This window comes from Nocardia citri, from assembly GCF_054065835.1.
Window position 1 is genome coordinate 547467 of sequence record NZ_JBSUQM010000001.1, and the last position, 20801, is coordinate 568267.

Here is a 20801-nt window from a genome sequence, read left to right on the forward strand (position 1 = left end):
TGATTTGTCTACCTGAACATCTGAGTCGGCTCGCGCGGTGTCGGGCAACCTTGAACTTCTGTGCAGTGGTGCTCACCATTTCTCCTCGGGTGATCGAATCTGCATGTTGACAAGGGTTTGGATCGCGTCGTTGGCCAACGTGCCGAAGGTGCTTGCGGCACTGTCATTTCCAGTTGCGAGCCGACGATGGTGGGCCTGGTCATATGATTCCTTGACTGCCCACGCAATCGAGCTGCCTGCGGCCTCCATTCCCCAAGGAATGCGGACGACGCAGTCGGCAATACTGTTTTGGCTCAACGTGATCGATGCATAGAGGTCGTCCTCCGAACCGGCCGTGCCCACGAATTCGCCGAGTGTCGCTTCATCGGGATTACTGTTCAGCAGTTGAAGTGTCTCCTCCAGCAGTTGCTCAGTGCCGACTGCCGGGGAGGGGGTGGGTTCTGGTGGGGTGAACTTGGTCGGTGCGACATCGTTCATACTCAGTGTTTCGAGTCTATCGATAGTGCCGTTTTCGACTGCGGTGGTACAGGCCGATTCGAAGCGCGTTCGCTCGGCATCCTTGACAGCATTGACAACGGCTGTACCGATACCACTTGGATCGAGGTAACGTCGCCAGTTGTCTGAAACGATAATTCGAGCGAGTTCTCCTGTGCCCGTAAGAAAGACCTCCACTGCCCCCGTGCGGTCGCGACCTGTGACGTGGGACGGCCCGGCGGCGAAGACCTCCTGCATTAGACCTGATATTGCCTGGGTATACCCGTGGAACTGGGCAAGGTCGTTAAGTAGCTTGTCGAGACCTTCTGAATCTGGTGTTTGAGAAGGCGTGGTGCCGGAGGTTGAAAAAGGCGACCCTCGCAAACTCGATGTCTGCGAAAGGTCGGGATCTGCAGGAGCGGCGATCGGGGGCGGGTTGAATGGGCGAGGTGGGGGCACGGGATGAGCGGGCGTTGCCGGTGGAGCCGGACTCAACGAAGGAGGCGGGCTTAGGGGATGGTGTGGATTTTGCACCGCAGGGAAGGTTTTGGGCTCCGGTTCAAGGGGTTCTTCGTCCCAAAATTCGTCAGGGTCGTCGTAGTGGTTGTAGTAGCCTCCGGCCATCATCGCACCTCGCGGTAACCGCTGGCCGTCGGCGCGGACAGCGTTGTCTTCTCTGGTATCTGCATCGAACCCCCATTTGCGCTAGCTCCGCCATAAGGCAGACGCCACCACACTGTCTGGCATAGTTCGTTGGGCCGGTGCCGGTAGGGGTAGCGGCCGTCGCCGTCGATGTCGAACCAGGTCAGGCGTTCCGATGTGGGGGCAGGGAAATTCCGGGCGAATCCTTCGTGCTTGCGGAGGCGTTTCGATTCCTCGATCTGTGGATTCAAGGTCGTATCGATGAGCATGGTGTACACCTCGGCACACCGTCGGGCGGCGTCGGCCTCCATCCGGAACGTCCCCTTCATGGCCTGTTGGTATAGCGCGTTCGCCGTCGACTGGCCCACGTCCATCGACAGACCCCCTCCGCTCTGATCGTCCGTCTAATGTACTGGACGCATGAATCGCCCGAACGGTTCCACTCGGGCGCTGGGGATTCTGCGAACGGGAGCGATACTGCGGATTCGGCTTGCGCTGTGCGCGAATAGGATGAGTAGAACGGCCGCGTCTGCACACCAATCGCGAGGTCCGGCGGGGCCGATATAGCAGCCGCAATCCTGGGTCAGGCAGGAGTTTCCGCGAGGAGCGAGCCGATGGCCCGCAAATGGTCGGTCGCCCCGCCGAGTGCGAATTCGTTGTGCTTCGCGGCGGTGAAGTAGTTGTGCACGATGTGGTCTCGGTCGATGCCGACGCCGCCGTGTACGTGAACCACGGTGTGTGCCACGCGATGTCCCGCGTCGGCGGCCCAGAACTTGGCTGTGTGTACTGCTTCGGCGCTCGCCAGTTCCGCGGAGACTCGCCATGCTGCTTGGGTGACAGTCAGTCGCAAGCCCTGGACGTCGATGTACGCGTCGGCTAAGCGCTGGGCCACGGCTTGGAAGCCGCCGACGGCCTTGCCGAATTGTTCACGCTCCCTGGCATATTCGGCGACCAGCTCGAGCGCGCGCTCCAAGGTGCCGAGCTGCTGCGCGCTCAGGCCGAGCCAGGCGCGGGTAAGGATCCAGTCCAGGATTTCGGCGCCCTCGGCCACGGTCGCGACCAATTCGCCTGGGGTGTCATGGAATTCGACTCCGAACTCGGCGCCGAAGTCGACCACGCGCTGCGCGGTCACAGTGACGGTCGCGTCGGCAGGGTCGACCAGGAACAGTGCGGGAGCACCGGAAACCTTGGCCGAGACCAGGATTCGAGCCGCACGATCGGCGTAGGGCACTGTGGTCTTCGTGCCGGTGAGTCGCCAGGCGCCGTCGGCCTCATAGGCCACGGTGGTCGGCTTGGTCGGCTCCCAGTTGTGCTCCTCGGCGAGCCCGGCCGTCAGAATGACACCACCCGCACCGGCCTGACGCGCCCAATCCTGTTGCGCGGCAGAGCCGAAGCGCGCCAGCGCACCCGCACCGACCACGATCGACCACAGGTACGGCACCGCGGCGACATGTTTGCCGAGTTCACGCAGTACGGCGCTCTGCTCGAGCACGCCGAAATCGCCGCCGCCCACCGCTTCCGGTAGTGCGGCGGCCAATACACCGGTCTCGGCGAGGGATCGCCACAGCGGCTCGTCGAAGCGGCCCTCGGTATCGAGTTCGCGGATCCGGTCCGCGGTGACCAATTTGGCGCAGATCTCGGCGGTCAGGCGGGTCAGGTCGCGTTGGGCTTCGGTGGGAGTGAAATCCATGGTGATCTACCTGCTTTCTGCGGTGTGCGCGACGGGCCCGGAGGCGGAAGCTTGCGTAATCACGTAGGGCCCCGAGCAACACCGCCATAGATTCAGCGCGCCGCGGCCGGCTGTTGCAGTGCGGTCATGGCGATGATGTCGCGCTGGACCTCGTTGGTGCCGCCACCGAAGGTGAGGATCAGTGCGGCGCGGTGGCACCGCTCCAACCGTCCGCGCAGCTCGGCGCCGGGGGAGTCCTGACGCAGGTAGGCCTGCGGGCCGAGGATTTCCATCAGCAGCCGGTAGGCCTCGGTGGACAGTTCGGTGCCGTAGACCTTGCAGGTCGAGGCATCCCACGGCCGCGGTGTGGCATCGCCGCCCGCATCGGCCCGGCTGGCGATCTCCCAGTTCAGCAGCTTCAGATATTCGACCTTGGCATGCACCCTGGCCAGATTGAGCCGCACCCATTCCTGGTCGATGACCCGGGAACCGTCGCCCGCCTTGGTGTTGCGTGCCCATTCGGTGGTCTGGTTCAGCGCGACCATGAGCGGTCCGGCCGAGGTCAGTGCGACGCGCTCATGATTGAGCTGATTGGTGATCAGCGCCCAGCCGCCGTTCTCCTGACCGACGAGCGAACTGGTCGGCACCCGTACGTCCTGGTAGTAGGTGGCGCTGGTGTCCGGCCCGGCCATGGTGTGCACCGGGGTCCAGGAGAAGCCCTCGGCGGCGGTCGGCACGATGAGCATGCTGATGCCCTTGTGCTTTTTCGCATTCGGATCGGTGCGCACCGCGAGCCAGACATAGTCGGCGTACGCGATCAGGCTGGTCCACATCTTCTGGCCGTTGATCACGTAGTCCTCGCCGTCGCGCACGGCGGTGGTGCGCAGGCTGGCCAGGTCGGTGCCCGCGCCCGGTTCCGAGTAGCCGATGGCGAAGTGCAGCTCGCCCGCGGCGATCTTGGGCAGGAAGAACTTCTTCTGCTCCGTACTGCCGTAATGCATGATCGTCGGCGCCACCGAATTGATGGTGAGGAAGGGCACCGGCGCGCCCGCGATAGCCGCCTCATCGGTGAAGATCAGCTGGTCCATGGTCGGTCGGTCCTGGCCGCCGAACTCCTTGGGCCAGGCCAGGGTGAGCCAGCCATCATGGCCCATTTCCTGGACCACCTCGCGGTAGACGTTGCCGTGGCCGTACTCGCCGGTGGTCGCGCTCAGCGCGGCTCGGCGCTGCGGGGTGATCAGCCGCGCGAAGTAGTCACGCAGCTGCGCGCGGAGCTGTTCCTGTTGCGGCGTGTACGCAATGCGCATCGCGGTACCTCTTCGGGGACGGCTATCGCCGACGGAGCTTGCGCAGTCGGCGGGGGTGGGAAGAGCGAAGCCTTCGTTCGATGTCGGTCAACCGATCATTGCATATAAACTAAAACGCGTTCCAGTATTACTGCTGAATTCGCACCATGGCGGTACCCGATTCGACCTGGTGTTGTTACGCTTCGACCAGAGTCGCACGGAAGGAGTTCCTATGAAGGTAACGGTCGATCCGGATCAGTGCGAAGCCAACGGAATCTGTGTAGGAATCGCCCCCGACGTCTTCGAACTCGATGACGAGGACGTGCTGCACATCGCGGCGGCCGACGTGCCCGACGACCGGCTCGCCGATGTCGAGGACGCGGTCGCCCAGTGTCCGAAGGCGGCGCTGAAATTGCTGTGACCCATGCTTGCCGTCGATAAGAACACGTTCTAGAGTCGGCCCGTGGGTGAGCGCAGCGAACGAACCGGAAATACAGAGTGGATCGCGCACGGCGGAACTGAGCACAGCGAGATGCAGCCGTGAGTGATGTGGACATTACGGATGTGGGCCTTGCGGGACGGGTTGCCATCGTTACCGGTGGCGGCGCCGGACTGGGGCGCGCCGAGGCGCTGGCCTTGGCGGGAGCGGGCGCGTCGGTGGTGGTCAACGACCTGGCGGAGTCGGATGCGGTGGCCCAAACCCTCGCCGATATCCGTGCGCTGGGCGCCAAGGCCGAGTTCGTCGCGGGCAGCATTGCCGAGCGTGCGACCGCCGATGCGCTCATCGGCACCGCCGAGCAGGCCTTCGGCAGCGTCGACATCGTGGTGAACAACGCGGGGATCACCCGCGACCGCATGCTGTTCAACATGTCCGACGAGGACTTCGACGCAGTGCTCGCCGTGCATCTGCGCGGCCATTTCCTCTTGACCCGCAACGCGGGCGCCTACTGGCGGGCCAAGTCCAAGGCCGCGGGCGCGCCGGTATACGGCAGGCTCGTCAACACCTCTTCCGAGGCGGGACTGCTGGGTCCGGCGGGGCAGGCCAACTATGGCGCGGCCAAGGCCGGTATTACGGCGCTGACGCTCTCCGCGGCGCGCGCCCTGTCCCGATTCGGTGTACGCGCCAATGTCATTGCGCCGCGGGCGCGCACCGCGATGACCGAGGCGGTCTTCCGTGTGGCACCGGAGCACGGCGCCGATCCGCTTTCACCGGATCATGTGGCCCGCTTGGTCGCATACCTCGCCTCGCCCGCCGCCGATGCGGTCAACGGGCAGCTGTTCGTGGTGTACGGGCCGATGGTCGCCCTGATGGCGGCGCCGGTGGTCGAGCAGCGCTTCGATGCCGCCGATGATCACTGGTCGGTAAATGATCTCGCCGCCACGCTCGGCGGTTACTTCGCGCGGCGGTCGTCGGGGCGTACGTTTTCAGCGTCCGCATTGAAAGATCTCGCTAACTGACGCGGTTCGAGGGCCCGCTCCAAGCCGCTCGGGCTGCTCTGCGATGGCAGGTGCCATCGCTGGTTGTTGATCACCGATGCGCTGCTTGGTAGACATGGGAGTAGATGCGTGTGGCGCCCCATAAGGACTGGGTCGTGTTCAAATGACACCTGTTACAAATTAGTGCGCCGAATTTCAGAAGAATGGCAGCTCAAATGTGTCAAACAGCTTCCTGTGGCGATATGAACGTGTTCTAATCGTTAGGTTGACGTCGCTGCGGCGGGCCATCGTGCGATGTGCGGAATCAGCAGGATGAGCAAGGAGGATCGTGCATGAACGAGGTCCTTGCTGTGCCCTTGCGGGCGGTCGGCGGATTCTTCGAACTCGTTGCCGACGTCGCGCGGGCCGGCATTCGACGACCGTTCCAAGGGCGCGAGTTCATTGGTCAGGCTTGGTTCATCGCGCGCGTTTCGATCATTCCGACTCTGCTGGTGGCGATTCCGTTCACGGTACTGGTGAGCTTCACGCTCAACATCCTGCTGCGTGAAATCGGCGCCGCCGATCTCAGCGGCGCCGGTGCGGCATTCGGCTCGGTAACCCAGGTCGGGCCGATCGTCACCGTATTGATCGTGGCGGGCGCGGGCGCTACCGCGATCTGCGCGGACCTCGGGGCGCGAACCATTCGCGAAGAGATCGATGCGATGCGTGTACTCGGTATCGACCCGGTGCACCGACTGGTGCTACCGCGGGTGCTGGCCTCGATGTTCGTGGCATTGATGTTGAACGGCCTGGTGTGCACCATCGGCATCGTCGGCGGCTTCCTGTTCTCGGTGCTGCTGCAAGATGTGAATCCGGGCGCTTTCGTCAATGGCATCACACTGCTCACCCACCTGCCTGAGCTGGTGATATCCGAAGTGAAGGCCGGTTTGTTCGGGCTGATCGCCGGACTGGTCGCCTGTTATCTCGGCCTGAATGTCAAAGGTGGTCCCAAGAGTGTCGGTGATGCGGTGAATCAGACCGTTGTCTTCGCCTTTATGGCCCTGTTCGTGGTGAATGTCGTGGTCACCGCGGTCGGCCTCGAGTTCGCGGTGCGGTGAGGCGATGGCATTCGTCATCCAATCCCGCTTCCCGCGTACCGTGCGGCGAGTGCGTCGCTTGTCGAACTCGCTCGATTCGCTCGGCAAACATGCGGTGTTCTACGCGCAGACACTAGGTTCCATCCCACGGGCACTGCTGCACTATCGAACCGAAACCATTCGACTGATCGCCGAAATCAGTATGGGCACAGGCGCTTTGGCCGTTATCGGCGGCACTGTCGTCATCGTCGGATTTCTCACCCTGTTCACCGGCGGCACCATCGCCGTGCAGGGTTACAGTTCGCTCGGCAATATCGGCGTCGAGGCGCTGACGGGCTTCTTCGCGGCATTCATCAATGTGCGCATCGCGGCACCGGTGATCTCCGGAATCGGTTTGGCGGCAACCATCGGCGCGGGTTCGACCGCGCAGCTCGGCGCCATGCGAGTGGCCGAGGAGATCGATGCGCTGGAGTCCATGGCGATCCGGCCGGTGCCATATCTGGTCGGTACCCGGGTGCTCGCGGGCATGATCGCGATCGTGCCGCTGTATGCGCTCGCGGTCATCTGTTCGTTCCTCGCCAGCCGATTCGCCACCGTGGTCATCTACGGGCAGTCGGCGGGGGTCTATGACCACTACTTCTCCACGTTCCTGATCCCGAGCGATATCCTCTGGTCCTTCGCTCAGGCGATCTTCATGGCCTTGGCGGTCATGATGATTCACACCTACTACGGCTACAACGCCGCGGGCGGACCGGTCGGTGTGGGGATCGCGGTCGGCAATGCGGTGCGGGCCTCATTGGTCGCGGTGGTCACGGTGACACTGCTGATCTCGCTGGCCATCTACGGCACCTCCGGCAACTTCCATCTCTCCGGGTAGCGCGGTATGGCAACCAAGCAATCGGAAAAAGGCTTCGGCGCGGCACTGCGCGGCGGGGTCGGGCTGAAGCTCGCTGGGCTCGGTATGGTGATCGCATTGGTCGCGATCGTGTCCGTCGCGATGGTCATGTTCGTCGGCGGATTCACCAAGACGGTGACCGTCACTCTGGACGCGCCGCGCAGCGGCCTGGTCCTCGATCCCGACGCCAAAGTGAAGATCCGCGGTGTGGAGATCGGCCGGGTCTCCGAGCTCGAGCAGACCGCCGACGGTGCGAGGCTCACCCTGGCGATGGATCCCGAACTGCTGAAGATGGTTCCGTCCAATGCGACCGTGGATATCAAGTCCACCACGGTATTCGGCGCCAAGTATGTCAATTTCACGGTGCCGGAACAGGCTTCGCCGACCCCGCTGAAGCCGGGCGCGACCGTGCGGGCCGAAGACGTGACCGTCGAATTCAACACGCTGTTCCAGCATCTGACCGAGGTGCTGCAGCAGATCGAGCCCGAAAAGCTCAATGCCACCCTGTCGGCGCTGGGCACCGCACTGCAGGGACGTGGTGCGAAGCTCGGCGATCTACTCGCCCGCAGCGATGCCTATTTGCGCGATATCAATCCGAGTCTGCCTGCGCTGCAACGGGACCTGGATGCCACGACCGGTGTCACCAACCTGTATGCCGATACCGTGCCGGATCTGCTGCGCACCACCGATAACGCGACGGTGACGGCCGCAACGATCGTCGAGGAGCAGGAGAATGTCGATACGATGCTGGCCAACCTCATCGGATTGGCCGATACCACCGGCTCGGTCCTGCGCGCGAACGAACGGCCGCTGGTGACGGCGCTGGATCTGCTGCGCCCGACGACCCAGCTGCTCAACGACTATAAGCCCGCGCTGTACTGCCTGGTCGTCGGTCTGGCCAAGGTGCTCCCGATCGGTGAGGACATCTTCGGCGGACGGTTCGACGCGGTGCCGTTGAACGCGGGTTTCATGCCGGGCGCCGATCCCTACGAGTATCCCCAGGATCTGCCCAAAGTGAACGCCACCGGCGGGCCGCACTGCGAGGGCGTGCTGGACCGGGTGCCCGACAGCCATGCGAACTTCGTGGTCACCGATACCTCTCAGGGGCATGTGTGGACGCCGTCGACAACGACACATCTCAACGGGCCCAAGGTGTTCCAGCTGTTGTTCGCTGGATTGCCGGGGGTGGGGCAATTGTGAGGGAGCGTCCGGGAGTGAACCAAAGACACAGCGTGTCGAAACACGCGACGCAGCCGAGCGCCAGCGAGGTGTCGTGAGTTTCACACCGCGCGCGACCACGGTCAAACTGACGATCTTCACGCTGGTGATGGCGCTGGTGCTGGCCGGATTGGTGGTGGTTTTCGGTCAGATTCGCTTCGCCAGGGAGACTGGCTATCACGCGGTCTTCACCAACTCCTCCGGCATGTTGGACGGCGCCAAGGTCCGAATCGCCGGTGTGCCGGTGGGTTCGGTGACCGGGGTACGCGTCGGCAAGGACAATCTCGCGCATGTCGATTTCGACGTGGACAGCAAGTACCGGCTCTACACCAGCACCAAGGCGACCATTCGCTACGAAAACCTGGTCGGGGACCGGTATCTCGAACTGCTGGAAGGGCCGGGCACCGCGCAGGTGATGTCCAAGGGCGGCACCATCGGACTCGATCGCAGCTCGCCCGCACTCGATCTCGATATGTTGCTCGGTGGCTTCAAACCGCTGCTGCGCGGCCTCGATCCGGTGCAGATCAACGATTTGACCGAGGCGCTGCTGCAGGTTTTCCAAGGGCAGGGCGGTACGCTCGTCGCGCTGCTGAACAGTTCCGGATCGTTCGCCAAAACCCTCGCCGATCGAGATGCGTTGATCGGCAGCGTAATCGAGAATCTGAAAACCGTACTCGCCACGATCGATGACCGCGACCAACAGTTCAGCACCACACTCGCGGAATTGCAGAGGCTGATCAGCGGTCTGGCCGCCGATAAGGATCCGATCGGCGCGGCACTACCGCGGATCGCCGGTGCGACAGGGGATCTGACCGATCTGCTGCGGCAGGCCAGACCGGATCTGAAGACGACCATCGAGCAGACCGGAACCCTCGCCGCCACGCTGGACGACGGCTCCGACACTATCCAGTGGGTGCTGGACCGGCTGCCCGAAACCTATAGGAAGCTGGTCCGGATCGGTTCCTACGGATCGTTTCTGAATATGTATGTGTGCGGCACGAACTTCATTGTCGATGGGCCGGACGGTAAGCCGATGCACATCACCCTGCCCGGTATGCAGACAACGGGAAGGTGTGCGAAGACACCATGACCGAAACCCGATCACGCGCAGTCTCGCTCGGCATTATCGGCATCGTCGTGGCGACCGCGGTCTCGCTGTCCGCATTGCAGGTCGACCGGCTGCCGTTCATTCGATCCGGTGCGACCTATACCGCGTACTTCGCCGATGCGGGCGGGCTGATCCCCGGTGACCAGGTTCAGGTCGCGGGGGTGCGCTCGGGACGCGTCGAGCAGGTGCGGCTCGACGGTGCGAAGGTCTACGTACGGTTCACCCTGGACGAGCGAATCGTGCTGGGCAATAAGACCAGCGCCGCCATCAAGACCAATACGGTGCTCGGCCGCAAATCGCTCGAGGTGACCCCGGCGGGCAGCGGTTCGACCCGACCGGACGACACGATTCCGCTGGACCGCACCACCTCGCCGTATTCGCTCACCGACGCGCTCGGTGATCTGACGAATACCGTCAAGGACCTGGATATGGACAAGGTCGACAAGACACTGGACGCATTGTCGGCGACCTTCGCCAATACCCCGGCACCGCTGCGCTCGGCGCTCGACGGTGTGACGCGGCTTTCGCGCAGCCTGAACGCCAGGGACAAGGCGCTGACCGAATTGCTCGGCCGGGCACAGAATGTCACGAAGGTGCTCGCCGATCGCGGCAATCAGATCAACGCGCTGCTGGTCGACGGCAACGAGTTGCTCGGTGAATTGGATCGGCGGCGCAGCGCGCTCAGTCAGTTGATCGTGTATGTCAACGGGCTGTCCCAGCAGCTGAGCGGCTTCGTCAATGACAATGAGGCGCAGCTGAAACCCACCCTGGACCGGTTGAATTCGGTGCTGGCCCTGCTCCAGTCCAACAAGGACAACCTGTCGAAGGCGCTCGATGGACTCGGTCCGTTCTCGGCCGCGCTCGGTGAACAGGTTGGCAGCGGCCCGTACTTCCAGGCGTATGTCTCGAACGCGAGCACACGGACCTTGCAGATGCTGGTCGACGCGCTGGTCTGGCCAGAGCATCTGCCGGACTCCTTCCGCGCGTATCTGACCGATCCGGCGCCGCCGTCGATCGAGCCCGCGATTCAGGAGCCGCCGCGATGAATGCATTGCGCACAGTTCGTTCGGCACCACCGTGGGTGCGGATGCTCGCGCTGGTCGTCGTCGCCGCGCTGCTGATCGCGGGTGCGTGGACACTGATATCGCGGATCGGAAAGACCTCGATCACCGCCTATTTCCCGTCCACCAATGGCCTGTATGCCGGTGACGAGGTGCGGGTGCTCGGGGTGCAGGTCGGCCGGATCGACTCCATCTATCCCGGTAAGGACCAGGTGCGGGTCGCGATGACACTCGATCGCGGTATCGACATCCCCGCGGATGCCAAGGCGGTCATCATTTCGCCGTCGCTGGTCTCGGCGCGGTTCGTCCAATTGGCCCCGGCCTACACCGGTGGGCCGAAGATGCACGACGGCAGCATGATTGCGATCGAACACACCGCGGTGCCGGTCGAATGGGATGACATCAAGGCCGAATTGTCCAAGCTGGCAACAACATTGGGGCCCGTCGGCGACGATAAGCAGGGTTCGTTCGGTCGGTTCGTCGATACCGCGGCGGACAATCTCGGCAATGGCAATGCGCAAGCGCTGCGCGATACCTTGCGCGAGCTGTCGCACACGCTGAGCACGCTGTCGGACGGGCGCACCGATCTGTTCGGCACCATCCGCAATCTGCAGCAATTCGTGGATGTGCTGTCCAAGAGTAACGATCAGATCGTGCAGTTCGGCGGACGGCTCGCCTCGGTCTCGTCGGTGCTCGCCAATGTTTCCGGTGATCTCGGTGCCGGACTCGACAATCTCGACCTCGCCGTCGGTGATGTGCATCGGTTCATCGAAGAGCGCGGCGGGGCACTGACCGAGGGGGTGCAGCGGCTGGCCGAGGTCACCCAACTCCTCGCGGATAAGCGGCCGCAGCTCGAGCAGGTCTTGCATGCCGGGCCAACGGCTCTGGCGAACTTCTATCAGATCTACGATCCCGCGCAGGGTAGTCTTACCGGTGCCGTCGTTGTGCCGAACTTCGCGAATCCGTTTGCCTTCCTGTGCGGCGCTGTCGAAGCGAACGACGCGAACGGTTCCGATCGCAGCGCCGCGCTGTGCCGACAATATCTGGCGCCGGTGATCCAGCAGCTCATGATGAATTATCCACCGCTGCTCGCCAATCCGGTTTCCAACCAGACCGCGTTCCCGCACCAGCTCGTCTACAGTCCGCCGAGTCTGGCGGCCCGCGGGCCGAGTGATTCCGCGCCGCAATCGAATCCGGTGACCGTGCCGAACGGCGTTGCCGGGTTGGCTATTCCGGGCGGAGGGTGATGATGCGTCGACGCGACACGCGAATGGCGGGTGCGGCACTCGGATTGGCCTTCGTACTCGGCATCAGCGGCTGCGAGTGGGACGGGCTCAATTCGCTGCCCATGCCCGGTACGGCCGGAAGTGGCCCGAACGCTTACGAAGTCGAGATCCAGATGCCCAATGTCACCACGCTGACCCGGAATTCGCCGGTCCGCGTGAACGATGTCACGGTCGGCACGGTGTCGAAGATCGAGGTGCAGGGCTGGCACGCACTGGTCACTGTGTCGTTGAACCATGATGTGCGGCTGCCCGCCAATGCGACCGCCCGGATCGGGCAGACCAGTCTGCTCGGCAGCAATCATCTCGAACTCGCCGCGCCGAAAGATGTTCCGGCCCAAGGCGAGCTGAAAAATGGTGATCTGATCCCGCTGGATCGCGCTGGCGTCTATCCGACCACCGAGCAGACCCTGTCATCGCTGTCGGTGGTGCTCAACGGCGGCGGCATCAGTCAGCTCGAAACCATTACCCACGAACTCAACGCCGTCTTCGACGGCCGCGAGGATGCCATCCGGGATCTGCTGCCGCAGCTGACCGAGCTGACCGCCACCCTGGATTCACAGACCAACGACATCATCGATGCGATGGGCGGACTGGATCGGTTCGCCGGGACGCTGGCCAAGCAGAAGGATCGGGTGGCCGCGGCGATCGAACAGATTCATCCGGCGCTGACCGTGCTCGCCGATCGGCGCGAGAACATCACCCATACCATTACCGCCCTCGGTGATCTGGGCGATGTGGTGCAGCGGATTCTGGCGCAGGGCGGGGACAATCTGAAGGCGAATCTGGCGAATCTGGCACCTGTACTGCAGACGCTGGCCAGCACCGGGAACAGCTTGGTCGAGGTTATGAAGCTGATCTTCACCTTCCCGTTCCCGATGAAGAATCTCGATCACGCGGTCAAGGGCGATTACATGAACCTGATCATGACCGTCGATCTCACGGGCAAGCGGTTGGATTCGAATTTCCTGACCGGCACCCCGCTCGGTGGTCGGTTCGGCGGGGTCGAGGGCGCACTCGGCAGCCTGGCCGGTTCGGCGGAGGGCAATAGCGATCCGGCGACGGCACCGCTACAGCCGCCGCCCGCACCGACGACGAATATGCCTGGGCTGCCGCCAATTCCGGGTCTGCCCGCGATTCCCGGCCGCACGGTTGCGCCCGATGGGCAGGAAGGGGCGGGTCGATGAAACTCACGCGGTTCGTCAGGATCCAGTTGGCCATCTTCTCGGTACTGACGGTGATCGGGCTGGTGGTGATGGCCAGTACCTATGCGCGGCTGCCCGCCATGTTCGGCATCGGCCGCTATGAGGTGACGGTCGAGCTGAAGGCCACCGGCGGGCTGTATCCGACGGCCAATGTCGCTTACCGCGGCACGAATGTCGGCAAGGTGCGAGAGGTTCGACTCACCCCGACCGGTGTGGACGCGAAGCTCTCCATCGATAGCGACTACAAGATTCCCGCCGATGTCGACGCGTGGGTGCGCAGCGTCTCGGCCATCGGTGAGCAGTACGTCGATCTGGTACCGGCTCCGAATGCCGAGGGTGGCAACCTTTCCGACGGTTCGGTGGTTCCGGTGGAGCGCACCAGGCTGCCCCAGGACATCGGCTCGGTGCTCGATCAGTCCGATCGCCTGCTGGCCAGCATCGCCGATACCAAGCTGCGGCAGGTGATCGACGACGCGTTCAAGGCCTTCAACGGAGCCGGCCCGGATCTGCAGAAGTTCATCGATTCCGCATCGCTGCTGGTGCAGGAGGCCCAGGCGAATGCGGAGCCGACCAAGGATCTGCTGGAAAAGATCGGGCCGCTGCTGGATACCCAGAATCGGTCCGATGCGGCGATCCGGTCGTGGACCCGGGACCTGGCAACAGTCACCGACCAACTGCGCGCACATGATCCGGCCTTGCGCAATGTCATCGAGAAGACGCCGAGTGCGGCGCAGCAGGTGAGTTCGCTGTTCCAAGACCTGCGCCCGACCCTGCCGATCCTGCTGTCGAACCTGGTCAGCGTTGGGCAGGTTGCGGTGATCTACCACTCCGGTCTGGAACAGATCCTGGTGATTTATCCGCCGCTCACCGCCGCGTTCCTGACCGCTATCCGCGGCCCCGTCGAATACGGTGCCATCGTGGACTTCCATCTGGAACTCAACGATCCGCCCGGCTGCACCACCGGTTTCCTCACGCCGCAACAGCGTCGCTCGCCCGCCCAGTTCGACACCCCCGATACGCCGTCCGGGCTGTACTGCAAGGTCGCGCAGAACGCCAAGGAAGCCGTGCGCGGTATCCGCAATACGCCGTGTATGGAGGTGCCGGGTAAGCGCGCGCCGACGCCGCAGCTGTGCCGCGACCCGAACGGCTATGTGCCCGAAGGCAATAACCCGCCGTTCGGTGCACCGCAGCCGGTGACACCCTCGGGTGACCCGATCGACGATCAGGGCTCGACCCACCCGGCCGCACACAGTACGACATTGGATCCCAGTAGTCGGACATTCATGGGACCGGACGGACGCACATACCGTCAGGGGGATATCGGAACGGACGGATCGGGCACGATTCCGTCGAGTTGGCAGGCGATGCTTCTGGAGCAGCAGTGAGCGAGCGCAGCGAACGAACCATGTCACAGCGTGAATCCACGGTGGTCGAGCCTCGACCCAGGCGACGAGCGGTGCGCTCGGCGGGTCCGCCGCTGGCAGACACCCTCCCGCTCGAGACCGAAGGTGTCGAGCTGTCCAAGGCCGTCGCGGTCGATGTCACGGTCACGGTGACCAAGTCGGAATCGGCGCATGGTCCCAGCCCGGCCGAGGACGTCGAACCCGTGACGACACTGGAGATACCCAGCGTCGAGGATGTCGTCGAAGACACGCCGAAGTCCGGTCCACCGCGCTGGGTCCTCATCGCCGGTGCCGCCGCGGCCGCACTCGTGGTGATCGCGCTCGTCGTGAGCACCGGATTCTTCGCCTACAACCTGCACACCGCAGCCGACCGCGATGCTCGGCGCGCGGACTATGTGCAGACCGCCAAGCAGGCGATTCTCAATCTCACCACCATCAAGGACGATACCGCCAAGGCCGATATCGACCGCGTCCTCGCAGTGGCCTCCGGCGAACTGAAGGCCGAATATGCCCAGCGCAAGGATGCCTACGCGAGCGTGGTCGAACAGGCCAAGGTGAAAGCCACCGGTGCGATCATCGAATCCGCCATCGAAAGCGAGGACGGAGATTCGGCCCGCGTGCTGGTCGCCGCCAAACAGACCCTGACCAATGCGGGTATGACGGAGCCGCAGACGCGGTACTACCGATTCCGGGTCACCGTCACCCGTGGCGATAACGGAATCACCGCATCACAAGTGGAGTTCGTCGCATGAGCAGGCGTCTGATTCCGGTGGCGTCAGCAGTCGCCCTCGTCATCATCGCGCTGGCAGCCTTGTGCGGAGTCACCGGATACGAGTACTGGAACGACCGCGAGCGCGAACAAGCGCGCAGCCAGGCCGTTCCCGCGGCCCAACGCACCGTCGAAGCGATGTTCACTTACAACTTCACAACGGTGGACGCCGAACTTCCCAAGGCCGCTGACAATCTCAGTGGCAGCTTCCGCGACGACTACCTGAAACTGATCAGGGACGCCATCGCCCCCGGCGCCAAGGAAAAGGAACTCGACGTCCGGGCCACCACCCAGGCCGCCGGCGTAGTCTCCGCCGAACCCGCCCACGCAGTAGTCCTGCTGTACCTGAACCAGGTAAGTACCGGCAAAGACGCACCCCAAGCCAGCATCAGCACCAGCCGAGTCCGAGTAACCCTCGACAAAACCGACGACCACTGGCTCGTCTCCGCAGTCACCCCGATCTAGTCGGCCGCCCTCGCCCGGCACTCTCGCCTGAACTCCGCTGCGTGCGGTGGAGTGTTCCCATGCTGGCCGTGGCAGTCTCGGCCGCGTTGCCATTGGCCGGTCCGGCGCGGGTGTTCTGGCGCACGCCGTGTTTTCTCGTGGGACGCATGGGGAAGCCCGAACCAGAGCTATTCGACTTCCCGCTAGGAGATCACCCCGTGAGCTATCTGATTCCGCCGCAGCCGTGGCCGCCCCGCAAAAAGCCGCCGCTGTGGCCGTGGGTGCTGACTGGCCTCGCGATCCTGGTCCTGCTGTTCGTCGGCTGCACCGCCGTGGTTGCCGCCAGTATCGAGACCACGTCCTCGCCGATGACGGTCCGGTCGGTCCAGGTCGCGCTGACGGCGGGAACGGCTGCTACAGGGAACGACTATCGGCATTGACCGGCGGCCTGGGCGCGATCACCGCCAGCGAGAACGGCAGGGGACAGCAGATCGCAGCATCGCGGCGGGAGCCAAGGCGTTCTCGACGAAACGCTGCGAGACATGGACATTGATCCCGGAGTGAGCGCGTAACCTCCAGTTGGGAGCCCGATCCGGTCCCCTTCCGGATCGGGCTCTCGCATGCCCAGGGGTAGCGAGCGCCCAGACACGCTCTTTCACGGTTCGGCAGTACTCGACCAGCCGAGGATCGGTCGTGACTGCGCCACCGGCCCAACGGCCTGACAGCTCGAAGATCGTGTACGCCAGCACCGCGTCATCGAACAACCATCAGTCATCCACGGTCAGCTCGGTCGAGTCGATCCCACGGGGCGTTCGCATGCGACGCAGGGGGTTTCGCTCATTCGGGGGCTCCGTCCGGGTAGTGGACGCGCCCGCTGTCGATGAGGGCCGATGCGGCCGCGAATTCCCGGTCGTCGCCGTGAAGCAGCGGCAGAACATCGGCGGCGCGGAAGATCGGCGGCCTGAGGTGTGGCCAGTTCCGTTGAAACGCTTCGACGACCTCCACGATCGTCTTCCCTGAGCACGCTGGTGGGCTGGCTGAGACTGGGTGATCAGGCATTGTCTATACCTCCCAGGTGATTTCGAGCCACAGCGCACCGGCTTTGCCGCGCTCGGCGGGATGAATAATCGGCTCCGGCTTCGCCATGTACGCCGGCATGTCATCGGGCACCATGCCATACCGCGGGCGCGGCGCGCTTTCTTCGGCTCGGCCTCGAGTTTCTTCAGCACGCGTTCGAGTGCGGCGACCCCGCAACGAAAAGGGGCCTCTGACCAGGGTTTCAGTCTGGTCAGAGGCCCTTTGAAAGGGAGCCCCCTGTCAGGATTGAACTGACGACCGCTCGCTTACAAGGCGAGTGCTCTACCACTGAGCTAAGGAGGCGGACTGAGTCTTGCTCAACAAAACGGTGCTAATCATAACCGGACGCGTCAGCTGCGTGACACCGGCTTTGCGGTGCCACGCAGTGACGGTTCAGTGAGCCCGGCGCAGTATCGGATACCGCGGGTCAGGACTGGGCGCCCTGACGGGCCGCATCGTCGGCGGCCATCGCGTCACGCAGGCTCTTCGGACGCATATCGGTCCAGTTCTTTTCGACGTATTCCACGCACGCGGCGCGGCTTTCCTCGCCGAAAACGACTCGCCATCCGGCCGGAACCTCCGCAAAGGCCGGCCACAGCGAATGCTGTTCCTCATCGTTGACCAGAACGAAGAAGCGACCGTCTTCGTCATCGAAGGGGTTGGTGCTCAATTTCACCTCACTGGATACTGGCGCGTGTACGGGACTGTCCTTGGCTCATCCAGCGCTGTCCGAGCGCCGGAAGCTCCACGAGCGTTGTTTCGACCCTAGCAAGGCAGACGTTACGCGTTGGCGGTTACCTCAAGCCGCGAAGAAATCGAGCAGGATCTTGTTCACCGCTTCTGGACGCTCGAGATAGCCGTAGTGCCCCGCATCCGGAACTTCCAGGTAGCGCGCACCGGGGATGGCCTCGGCAACCTCCCGGGACAGATACGGCGGAATCATCCGATCGTCGGCGAATCCGACGGCCAGACACGGCACCTTGATGCCACGGTAGGCCTGGACCCGGTCGAAATCGTGATCCATCCGGCGTTGGGCGCGAATGCCGGGCGTGACCGGGCCACCGGTGAATTCGAACAGGTCGAGCCAGTCGCGGGCGGCGTTCGGATCGGCCATGGTCGCGGGCGACATATTCATCACCGCGGTCATGGCGGCCTCGTACTTCGGGGGCAGGCTGACGCCGCTGGCGTCGAGTTCGTGCTCGCCGAGCGAGAGCGTCTTCTGGAACTGGTCGAGGCGGCCGTGCCCGGCCATGAATACCGCTTTGCGCACCAGTTCCGGCCGCGCCAGCGCGAGTTCCTGCGCCACCCGCGCGCCCATCGAGGTGCCGACCACCAGTGCGGGGCCCTCGTCGAGTAGTTCGATGAGTCCGGCGGTATCGCCGACCAACTGATCTATGGTCATACCGTCGGCCGCCTCATAGGACGGTTTGATGCCGCGATTGTCGAAGGTGCAGACCCGATAGCCCGCCTTGACCAGCGCCGGAACCTGGTGCAGATCCCAGACCCGGCCCGGACTGCCGGTGCCCATGATCATCACGACCAGCGGACCCGCGCCCTTGGCTTGCGTGCCTTTGGTCCGGTCGCCCTTCACCTCGTAGTTGAGCGAAATTCCGTTCACCGTGGCCAGCGGCATATCGACCCTTTCGTGGAGTTGGTGGGGCCGTCCCACGGTATAGTGCGCCCACTCTCGGCGAACAAGCGAAGGGGTATGACGCCGAACGCGTCCGTGGTCGCCAGGATGCGGTTGCGGCACGCCACCATCGCGGCACGCAGCCATGGTGGCCAGATACCATTGACTATTCGCACGTACGAGCGTACTGAGCCGGGAGGACAAGAAGATGGCCGCGAAAAGCAGCGCGAACGACATCGCGGACGACGATCTGGAACCACTCGCCGACGAGACCGCCCGTCAGGCGCAGCGCGTCGTCGCGGCCTACGCCGAGGACGCGGACGAATGCCGGATGCTGCTGTCGATGCTGGGCATCGGGCCCAACTCACGAGGCGACTAACCACCTCGACGTCAACGGGGCCGTCGACTATCTCACAACTTCAACGCCGAACAGCGATGCGCAAAGGATGCGTGAGTGGACCAGATGACCCAACAGCCGTCCGAGGACTCCGAACACGCCCTTCCAGAGCCTCCATCCGAACCCGGCGCCGCGGTGGTCCCCTCCACCCCAGCCGAGGTGAACGCGGCAGGTTCCGGCTTTGTCGTCGTCGCCAACCGGCTGCCGGTCGACCTGGAGAAACTGCCCGACGGTTCCACCCGTTGGAAGCGCAGTCCGGGTGGTTTGGTCACCGCACTGGAGCCGGTACTCCGTAATAACAAGGGGGCGTGGATCGGCTGGGCGGGCGTTCCCGATGTCGATATCGAACCGATCATCGAGGATGGCCTCGAACTGCATCCGGTGCCGCTGTCCGCGGACGAGGTCGCCGATTACTACGAGGGGTTCTCCAACGGAACGCTGTGGCCGCTGTACCACGATGTGATCGTGCGCCCGGTCTACGATCGGGCCTGGTGGGCCGCCTATGTCACGGTGAACCGGCGCTTCGCCGAGGCCACCGCGAAGGTCGCCGCCGAGGGCGCGACCGTCTGGGTGCAGGACTACCAACTGCAATTGGTGCCGAAAATGCTGCGGATGCTGCGGCCCGACCTCACCATCGGATTTTTCCTGCATATTCCGTTCCCGCCGGTCGAACTGTTCATGCAGATGCCGTGGCGGACCGAGATCATCGAGGGGCTGCTCGGCGCCGACCTGATCGGCTTCCATCTGCCCGGTGGCGCACAGAACTTCCTCTACCTGGCCCGCCGATTGGCCGGACAGCCCACTTCGCGTGGCAGTGTCGGTGTGCGGTCCAAGCTGGGCGTGGTGCAGGTGGGCTTCCGCACGGTCCGAGTCGGGGCGTTCCCGATTTCGATCGCCTCGGCCGAACTCGACGAACATTCGCGCCGTCGCTCGGTTCGCGAGCGGGCCGCGAAAATCCGGTCCGAACTCGGCAATCCGAAAAATATCCTGCTCGGTGTCGACCGCTTGGACTACACCAAAGGCATCGATATCCGGCTGGCCGCGCTGGAGGAGTTGCTGCTGGAGGGCAGACTGGATCCGGCCGATACCGTCATGGTGCAGCTGGCCACCCCGAGCCGGGAGCGGGTGGACAGCTATATCCAGATGCGCGGCGATATCGAGCGTCAGGTCGGCCGGATCAATGGCGAATTCGCCAGGGTCGGTTATCCGGTCGTGCACTATCTGCACCGCCCGATTCCGCGCGACGAACTCATCGCCTTCTTCGTGGCCGCCGACGTTATGCTGGTGACGCCGCTGCGCGACGGGATGAATCTGGTCGCCAAGGAATACGTCGCCTGTCACAGCGGTCTCAACGGGGCGCTGGTATTGAGCGAATTCACCGGCGCCGCAGCCGAATTGCGTCAGGCGTATCTGTGCAACCCGCACGACCTGAACAGCGTGGAGGATGCCGTCATCTCCGCACTGGAGGACGACCGCGATACGCGCCGCCGCCGAATGCGCTCCCTGCGGCGCCAGGTGCTCGCACACGATGTGGACCGCTGGGCGCGGGCGTTCCTGGAGGCACTGGCTCAGGACCAGGTCGCGGGGAGTGCGCTGCTCACCGACGACGATGTATACCCGGAGTCGCGAGCCCCCCGTCGCTGACGCGACCCCGACGGAGCGAGTCCTACGAGCGAGGAGTTCGCGGTGACTCACAGGAATCACCCAGCTAAGGTCCAGACAGATCC

General features: G+C 63.9%; 23 protein-coding genes and 1 tRNA gene. 15 read left to right on the plus strand and 9 right to left on the minus strand.

Annotation, left to right across the window (positions count from 1 at the left end; all coding sequences use genetic code 11):
- Window positions 1–72 precede the first annotated feature (72 nt).
- The 4 genes from ACW2Q0_RS02610 to ACW2Q0_RS02625 form a co-directional block, all read right to left on the minus strand.
- Window positions 73–1098, minus strand: a complete 1026-nt coding sequence (locus ACW2Q0_RS02610; RefSeq protein ID WP_457185640.1) for a hypothetical protein — start codon at window positions 1096–1098, stop codon at window positions 73–75.
- Complete coding sequence (locus ACW2Q0_RS02615; RefSeq protein ID WP_457185642.1) at window positions 1098–1490, minus strand: hypothetical protein; 393 nt, start codon at window positions 1488–1490, stop codon at window positions 1098–1100. The genes ACW2Q0_RS02610 and ACW2Q0_RS02615 overlap by 1 nt, the downstream gene beginning before the upstream one ends.
- A 209-nt stretch (window positions 1491–1699) precedes the next feature.
- Complete coding sequence (locus ACW2Q0_RS02620; RefSeq protein WP_457185644.1) at window positions 1700–2806, minus strand: acyl-CoA dehydrogenase family protein; 1107 nt, start codon at window positions 2804–2806, stop codon at window positions 1700–1702.
- Window positions 2807–2898: 92 nt separating this feature from the next.
- Entirely contained in the window at window positions 2899–4092 is a 1194-nt protein-coding gene (locus ACW2Q0_RS02625; protein WP_457185646.1) for an acyl-CoA dehydrogenase family protein, read from the minus strand.
- A 211-nt stretch (window positions 4093–4303) separates the two neighbouring features.
- On the opposite strand from ACW2Q0_RS02625, the gene ACW2Q0_RS02630 reads away from it, so the two are divergent.
- The 13 genes from ACW2Q0_RS02630 to ACW2Q0_RS02690 all read left to right on the plus strand — a co-directional run bounded on the left by ACW2Q0_RS02630 (window position 4304) and on the right by ACW2Q0_RS02690 (window position 16410).
- Window positions 4304–4492: a ferredoxin gene (locus tag ACW2Q0_RS02630; RefSeq protein WP_457185648.1), complete on the plus strand. Its 189-nt coding sequence runs from the start codon at window positions 4304–4306 to the stop codon at window positions 4490–4492.
- A gap of 119 nt (window positions 4493–4611) precedes the next feature.
- Window positions 4612–5529, plus strand: coding sequence for a 3-oxoacyl-ACP reductase (locus tag ACW2Q0_RS02635; protein WP_457185650.1), 918 nt, complete (start codon window positions 4612–4614; stop codon window positions 5527–5529).
- A 311-nt stretch (window positions 5530–5840) separates the two neighbouring features.
- Window positions 5841–6605, plus strand: coding sequence for an MlaE family ABC transporter permease (locus ACW2Q0_RS02640; RefSeq protein ID WP_457185652.1), 765 nt, complete (start codon window positions 5841–5843; stop codon window positions 6603–6605).
- A 4-nt stretch (window positions 6606–6609) separates the two neighbouring features.
- Window positions 6610–7461 (plus strand): MlaE family ABC transporter permease, encoded by an 852-nt coding sequence (locus ACW2Q0_RS02645; RefSeq protein WP_457185654.1) that lies wholly within the window; start codon window positions 6610–6612, stop codon window positions 7459–7461.
- Window positions 7462–7467: 6 nt separating this feature from the next.
- Entirely contained in the window at window positions 7468–8679 is a 1212-nt protein-coding gene (locus ACW2Q0_RS02650; protein ID WP_457185656.1) for an MCE family protein, read from the plus strand.
- 73 nt (window positions 8680–8752) lie between these two features.
- Complete coding sequence (locus tag ACW2Q0_RS02655; RefSeq protein ID WP_457185658.1) at window positions 8753–9787, plus strand: MCE family protein; 1035 nt, start codon at window positions 8753–8755, stop codon at window positions 9785–9787.
- Window positions 9784–10851 (plus strand): MCE family protein, encoded by a 1068-nt coding sequence (locus tag ACW2Q0_RS02660; RefSeq protein ID WP_457185660.1) that lies wholly within the window; start codon window positions 9784–9786, stop codon window positions 10849–10851. The genes ACW2Q0_RS02655 and ACW2Q0_RS02660 overlap by 4 nt, the downstream gene beginning before the upstream one ends.
- A complete protein-coding gene (locus ACW2Q0_RS02665) occupies window positions 10848–12113 on the plus strand; it encodes an MCE family protein (RefSeq protein WP_457185662.1) in 1266 nt (421 codons plus the stop codon). The genes ACW2Q0_RS02660 and ACW2Q0_RS02665 overlap by 4 nt, the downstream gene beginning before the upstream one ends.
- The gene (locus tag ACW2Q0_RS02670) at window positions 12113–13336 is read left to right on the plus strand and encodes an MCE family protein (protein ID WP_457185664.1); all 1224 of its coding nucleotides are present in this window, start codon (window positions 12113–12115) and stop codon (window positions 13334–13336) included. Before ACW2Q0_RS02665 ends, ACW2Q0_RS02670 begins: the two co-directional genes overlap by 1 nt.
- Window positions 13333–14739, plus strand: coding sequence for an MCE family protein (locus ACW2Q0_RS02675; protein ID WP_457185666.1), 1407 nt, complete (start codon window positions 13333–13335; stop codon window positions 14737–14739). Before ACW2Q0_RS02670 ends, ACW2Q0_RS02675 begins: the two co-directional genes overlap by 4 nt.
- 71 nt (window positions 14740–14810) lie before the next feature.
- On the plus strand, window positions 14811–15509 hold the full coding sequence (locus ACW2Q0_RS02680) for a hypothetical protein (protein WP_457185668.1): 699 nt from the start codon (window positions 14811–14813) through the stop codon (window positions 15507–15509).
- Window positions 15506–15991 (plus strand): h domain protein, encoded by a 486-nt coding sequence (locus ACW2Q0_RS02685; RefSeq protein WP_457185670.1) that lies wholly within the window; start codon window positions 15506–15508, stop codon window positions 15989–15991. Before ACW2Q0_RS02680 ends, ACW2Q0_RS02685 begins: the two co-directional genes overlap by 4 nt.
- A 59-nt stretch (window positions 15992–16050) precedes the next feature.
- Window positions 16051–16410, plus strand: coding sequence for a hypothetical protein (locus ACW2Q0_RS02690; RefSeq protein WP_457185672.1), 360 nt, complete (start codon window positions 16051–16053; stop codon window positions 16408–16410).
- An 18-nt stretch (window positions 16411–16428) separates the two neighbouring features.
- On the opposite strand, the gene ACW2Q0_RS02695 is transcribed toward ACW2Q0_RS02690, so the two are convergent.
- From ACW2Q0_RS02695 to ACW2Q0_RS02715, 5 genes are all read right to left on the minus strand, one after another.
- Window positions 16429–16734, minus strand: a complete 306-nt coding sequence (locus ACW2Q0_RS02695; RefSeq protein ID WP_457185674.1) for a DUF6879 family protein — start codon at window positions 16732–16734, stop codon at window positions 16429–16431.
- A gap of 73 nt (window positions 16735–16807) precedes the next feature.
- On the minus strand, window positions 16808–16975 hold the full coding sequence (locus ACW2Q0_RS02700; protein WP_457185676.1) for a hypothetical protein: 168 nt from the start codon (window positions 16973–16975) through the stop codon (window positions 16808–16810).
- 303 nt (window positions 16976–17278) lie between these two features.
- A tRNA-Thr gene (locus ACW2Q0_RS02705) sits at window positions 17279–17350 on the minus strand.
- 124 nt (window positions 17351–17474) lie between these two features.
- Window positions 17475–17717, minus strand: a complete 243-nt coding sequence (locus ACW2Q0_RS02710; RefSeq protein WP_067875298.1) for an MbtH family protein — start codon at window positions 17715–17717, stop codon at window positions 17475–17477.
- A 129-nt stretch (window positions 17718–17846) separates the two neighbouring features.
- Entirely contained in the window at window positions 17847–18680 is an 834-nt protein-coding gene (locus tag ACW2Q0_RS02715; RefSeq protein WP_457185678.1) for an alpha/beta fold hydrolase, read from the minus strand.
- Window positions 18681–18885: 205 nt separating this feature from the next.
- On the opposite strand from ACW2Q0_RS02715, the gene ACW2Q0_RS02720 reads away from it, so the two are divergent.
- Complete coding sequence (locus ACW2Q0_RS02720; protein WP_457185680.1) at window positions 18886–19056, plus strand: hypothetical protein; 171 nt, start codon at window positions 18886–18888, stop codon at window positions 19054–19056.
- A gap of 84 nt (window positions 19057–19140) precedes the next feature.
- Window positions 19141–20718, plus strand: coding sequence for an alpha,alpha-trehalose-phosphate synthase (UDP-forming) (locus ACW2Q0_RS02725; RefSeq protein WP_457186108.1), 1578 nt, complete (start codon window positions 19141–19143; stop codon window positions 20716–20718).
- Window positions 20719–20801 lie beyond the last annotated feature (83 nt).

Coding starts and splice junctions, on each gene's coding strand:
- ACW2Q0_RS02645 (WP_457185654.1), top strand. CDS start 6,610: ATGGCATTCGTCATCCAATCCCGCTTCCCGCGTACCGTGCGGCGAGTG.
- ACW2Q0_RS02675 (WP_457185666.1), top strand. CDS start 13,333: ATGAAACTCACGCGGTTCGTCAGGATCCAGTTGGCCATCTTCTCGGTA.
- ACW2Q0_RS02650 (WP_457185656.1), top strand. CDS start 7,468: ATGGCAACCAAGCAATCGGAAAAAGGCTTCGGCGCGGCACTGCGCGGC.
- ACW2Q0_RS02715 (WP_457185678.1), bottom strand. CDS start 18,680: ATGCCGCTGGCCACGGTGAACGGAATTTCGCTCAACTACGAGGTGAAG.
- ACW2Q0_RS02720 (WP_457185680.1), top strand. CDS start 18,886: ATGGCCGCGAAAAGCAGCGCGAACGACATCGCGGACGACGATCTGGAA.
- ACW2Q0_RS02620 (WP_457185644.1), bottom strand. CDS start 2,806: ATGGATTTCACTCCCACCGAAGCCCAACGCGACCTGACCCGCCTGACC.
- ACW2Q0_RS02640 (WP_457185652.1), top strand. CDS start 5,841: ATGAACGAGGTCCTTGCTGTGCCCTTGCGGGCGGTCGGCGGATTCTTC.
- ACW2Q0_RS02610 (WP_457185640.1), bottom strand. CDS start 1,098: ATGGCCGGAGGCTACTACAACCACTACGACGACCCTGACGAATTTTGG.
- ACW2Q0_RS02725 (WP_457186108.1), top strand. CDS start 19,141: ATGACCCAACAGCCGTCCGAGGACTCCGAACACGCCCTTCCAGAGCCT.
- ACW2Q0_RS02660 (WP_457185660.1), top strand. CDS start 9,784: ATGACCGAAACCCGATCACGCGCAGTCTCGCTCGGCATTATCGGCATC.
- ACW2Q0_RS02685 (WP_457185670.1), top strand. CDS start 15,506: ATGAGCAGGCGTCTGATTCCGGTGGCGTCAGCAGTCGCCCTCGTCATC.
- ACW2Q0_RS02630 (WP_457185648.1), top strand. CDS start 4,304: ATGAAGGTAACGGTCGATCCGGATCAGTGCGAAGCCAACGGAATCTGT.
- ACW2Q0_RS02690 (WP_457185672.1), top strand. CDS start 16,051: ATGCTGGCCGTGGCAGTCTCGGCCGCGTTGCCATTGGCCGGTCCGGCG.
- ACW2Q0_RS02625 (WP_457185646.1), bottom strand. CDS start 4,092: ATGCGCATTGCGTACACGCCGCAACAGGAACAGCTCCGCGCGCAGCTG.
- ACW2Q0_RS02665 (WP_457185662.1), top strand. CDS start 10,848: ATGAATGCATTGCGCACAGTTCGTTCGGCACCACCGTGGGTGCGGATG.
- ACW2Q0_RS02615 (WP_457185642.1), bottom strand. CDS start 1,490: ATGGACGTGGGCCAGTCGACGGCGAACGCGCTATACCAACAGGCCATG.
- ACW2Q0_RS02670 (WP_457185664.1), top strand. CDS start 12,113: ATGATGCGTCGACGCGACACGCGAATGGCGGGTGCGGCACTCGGATTG.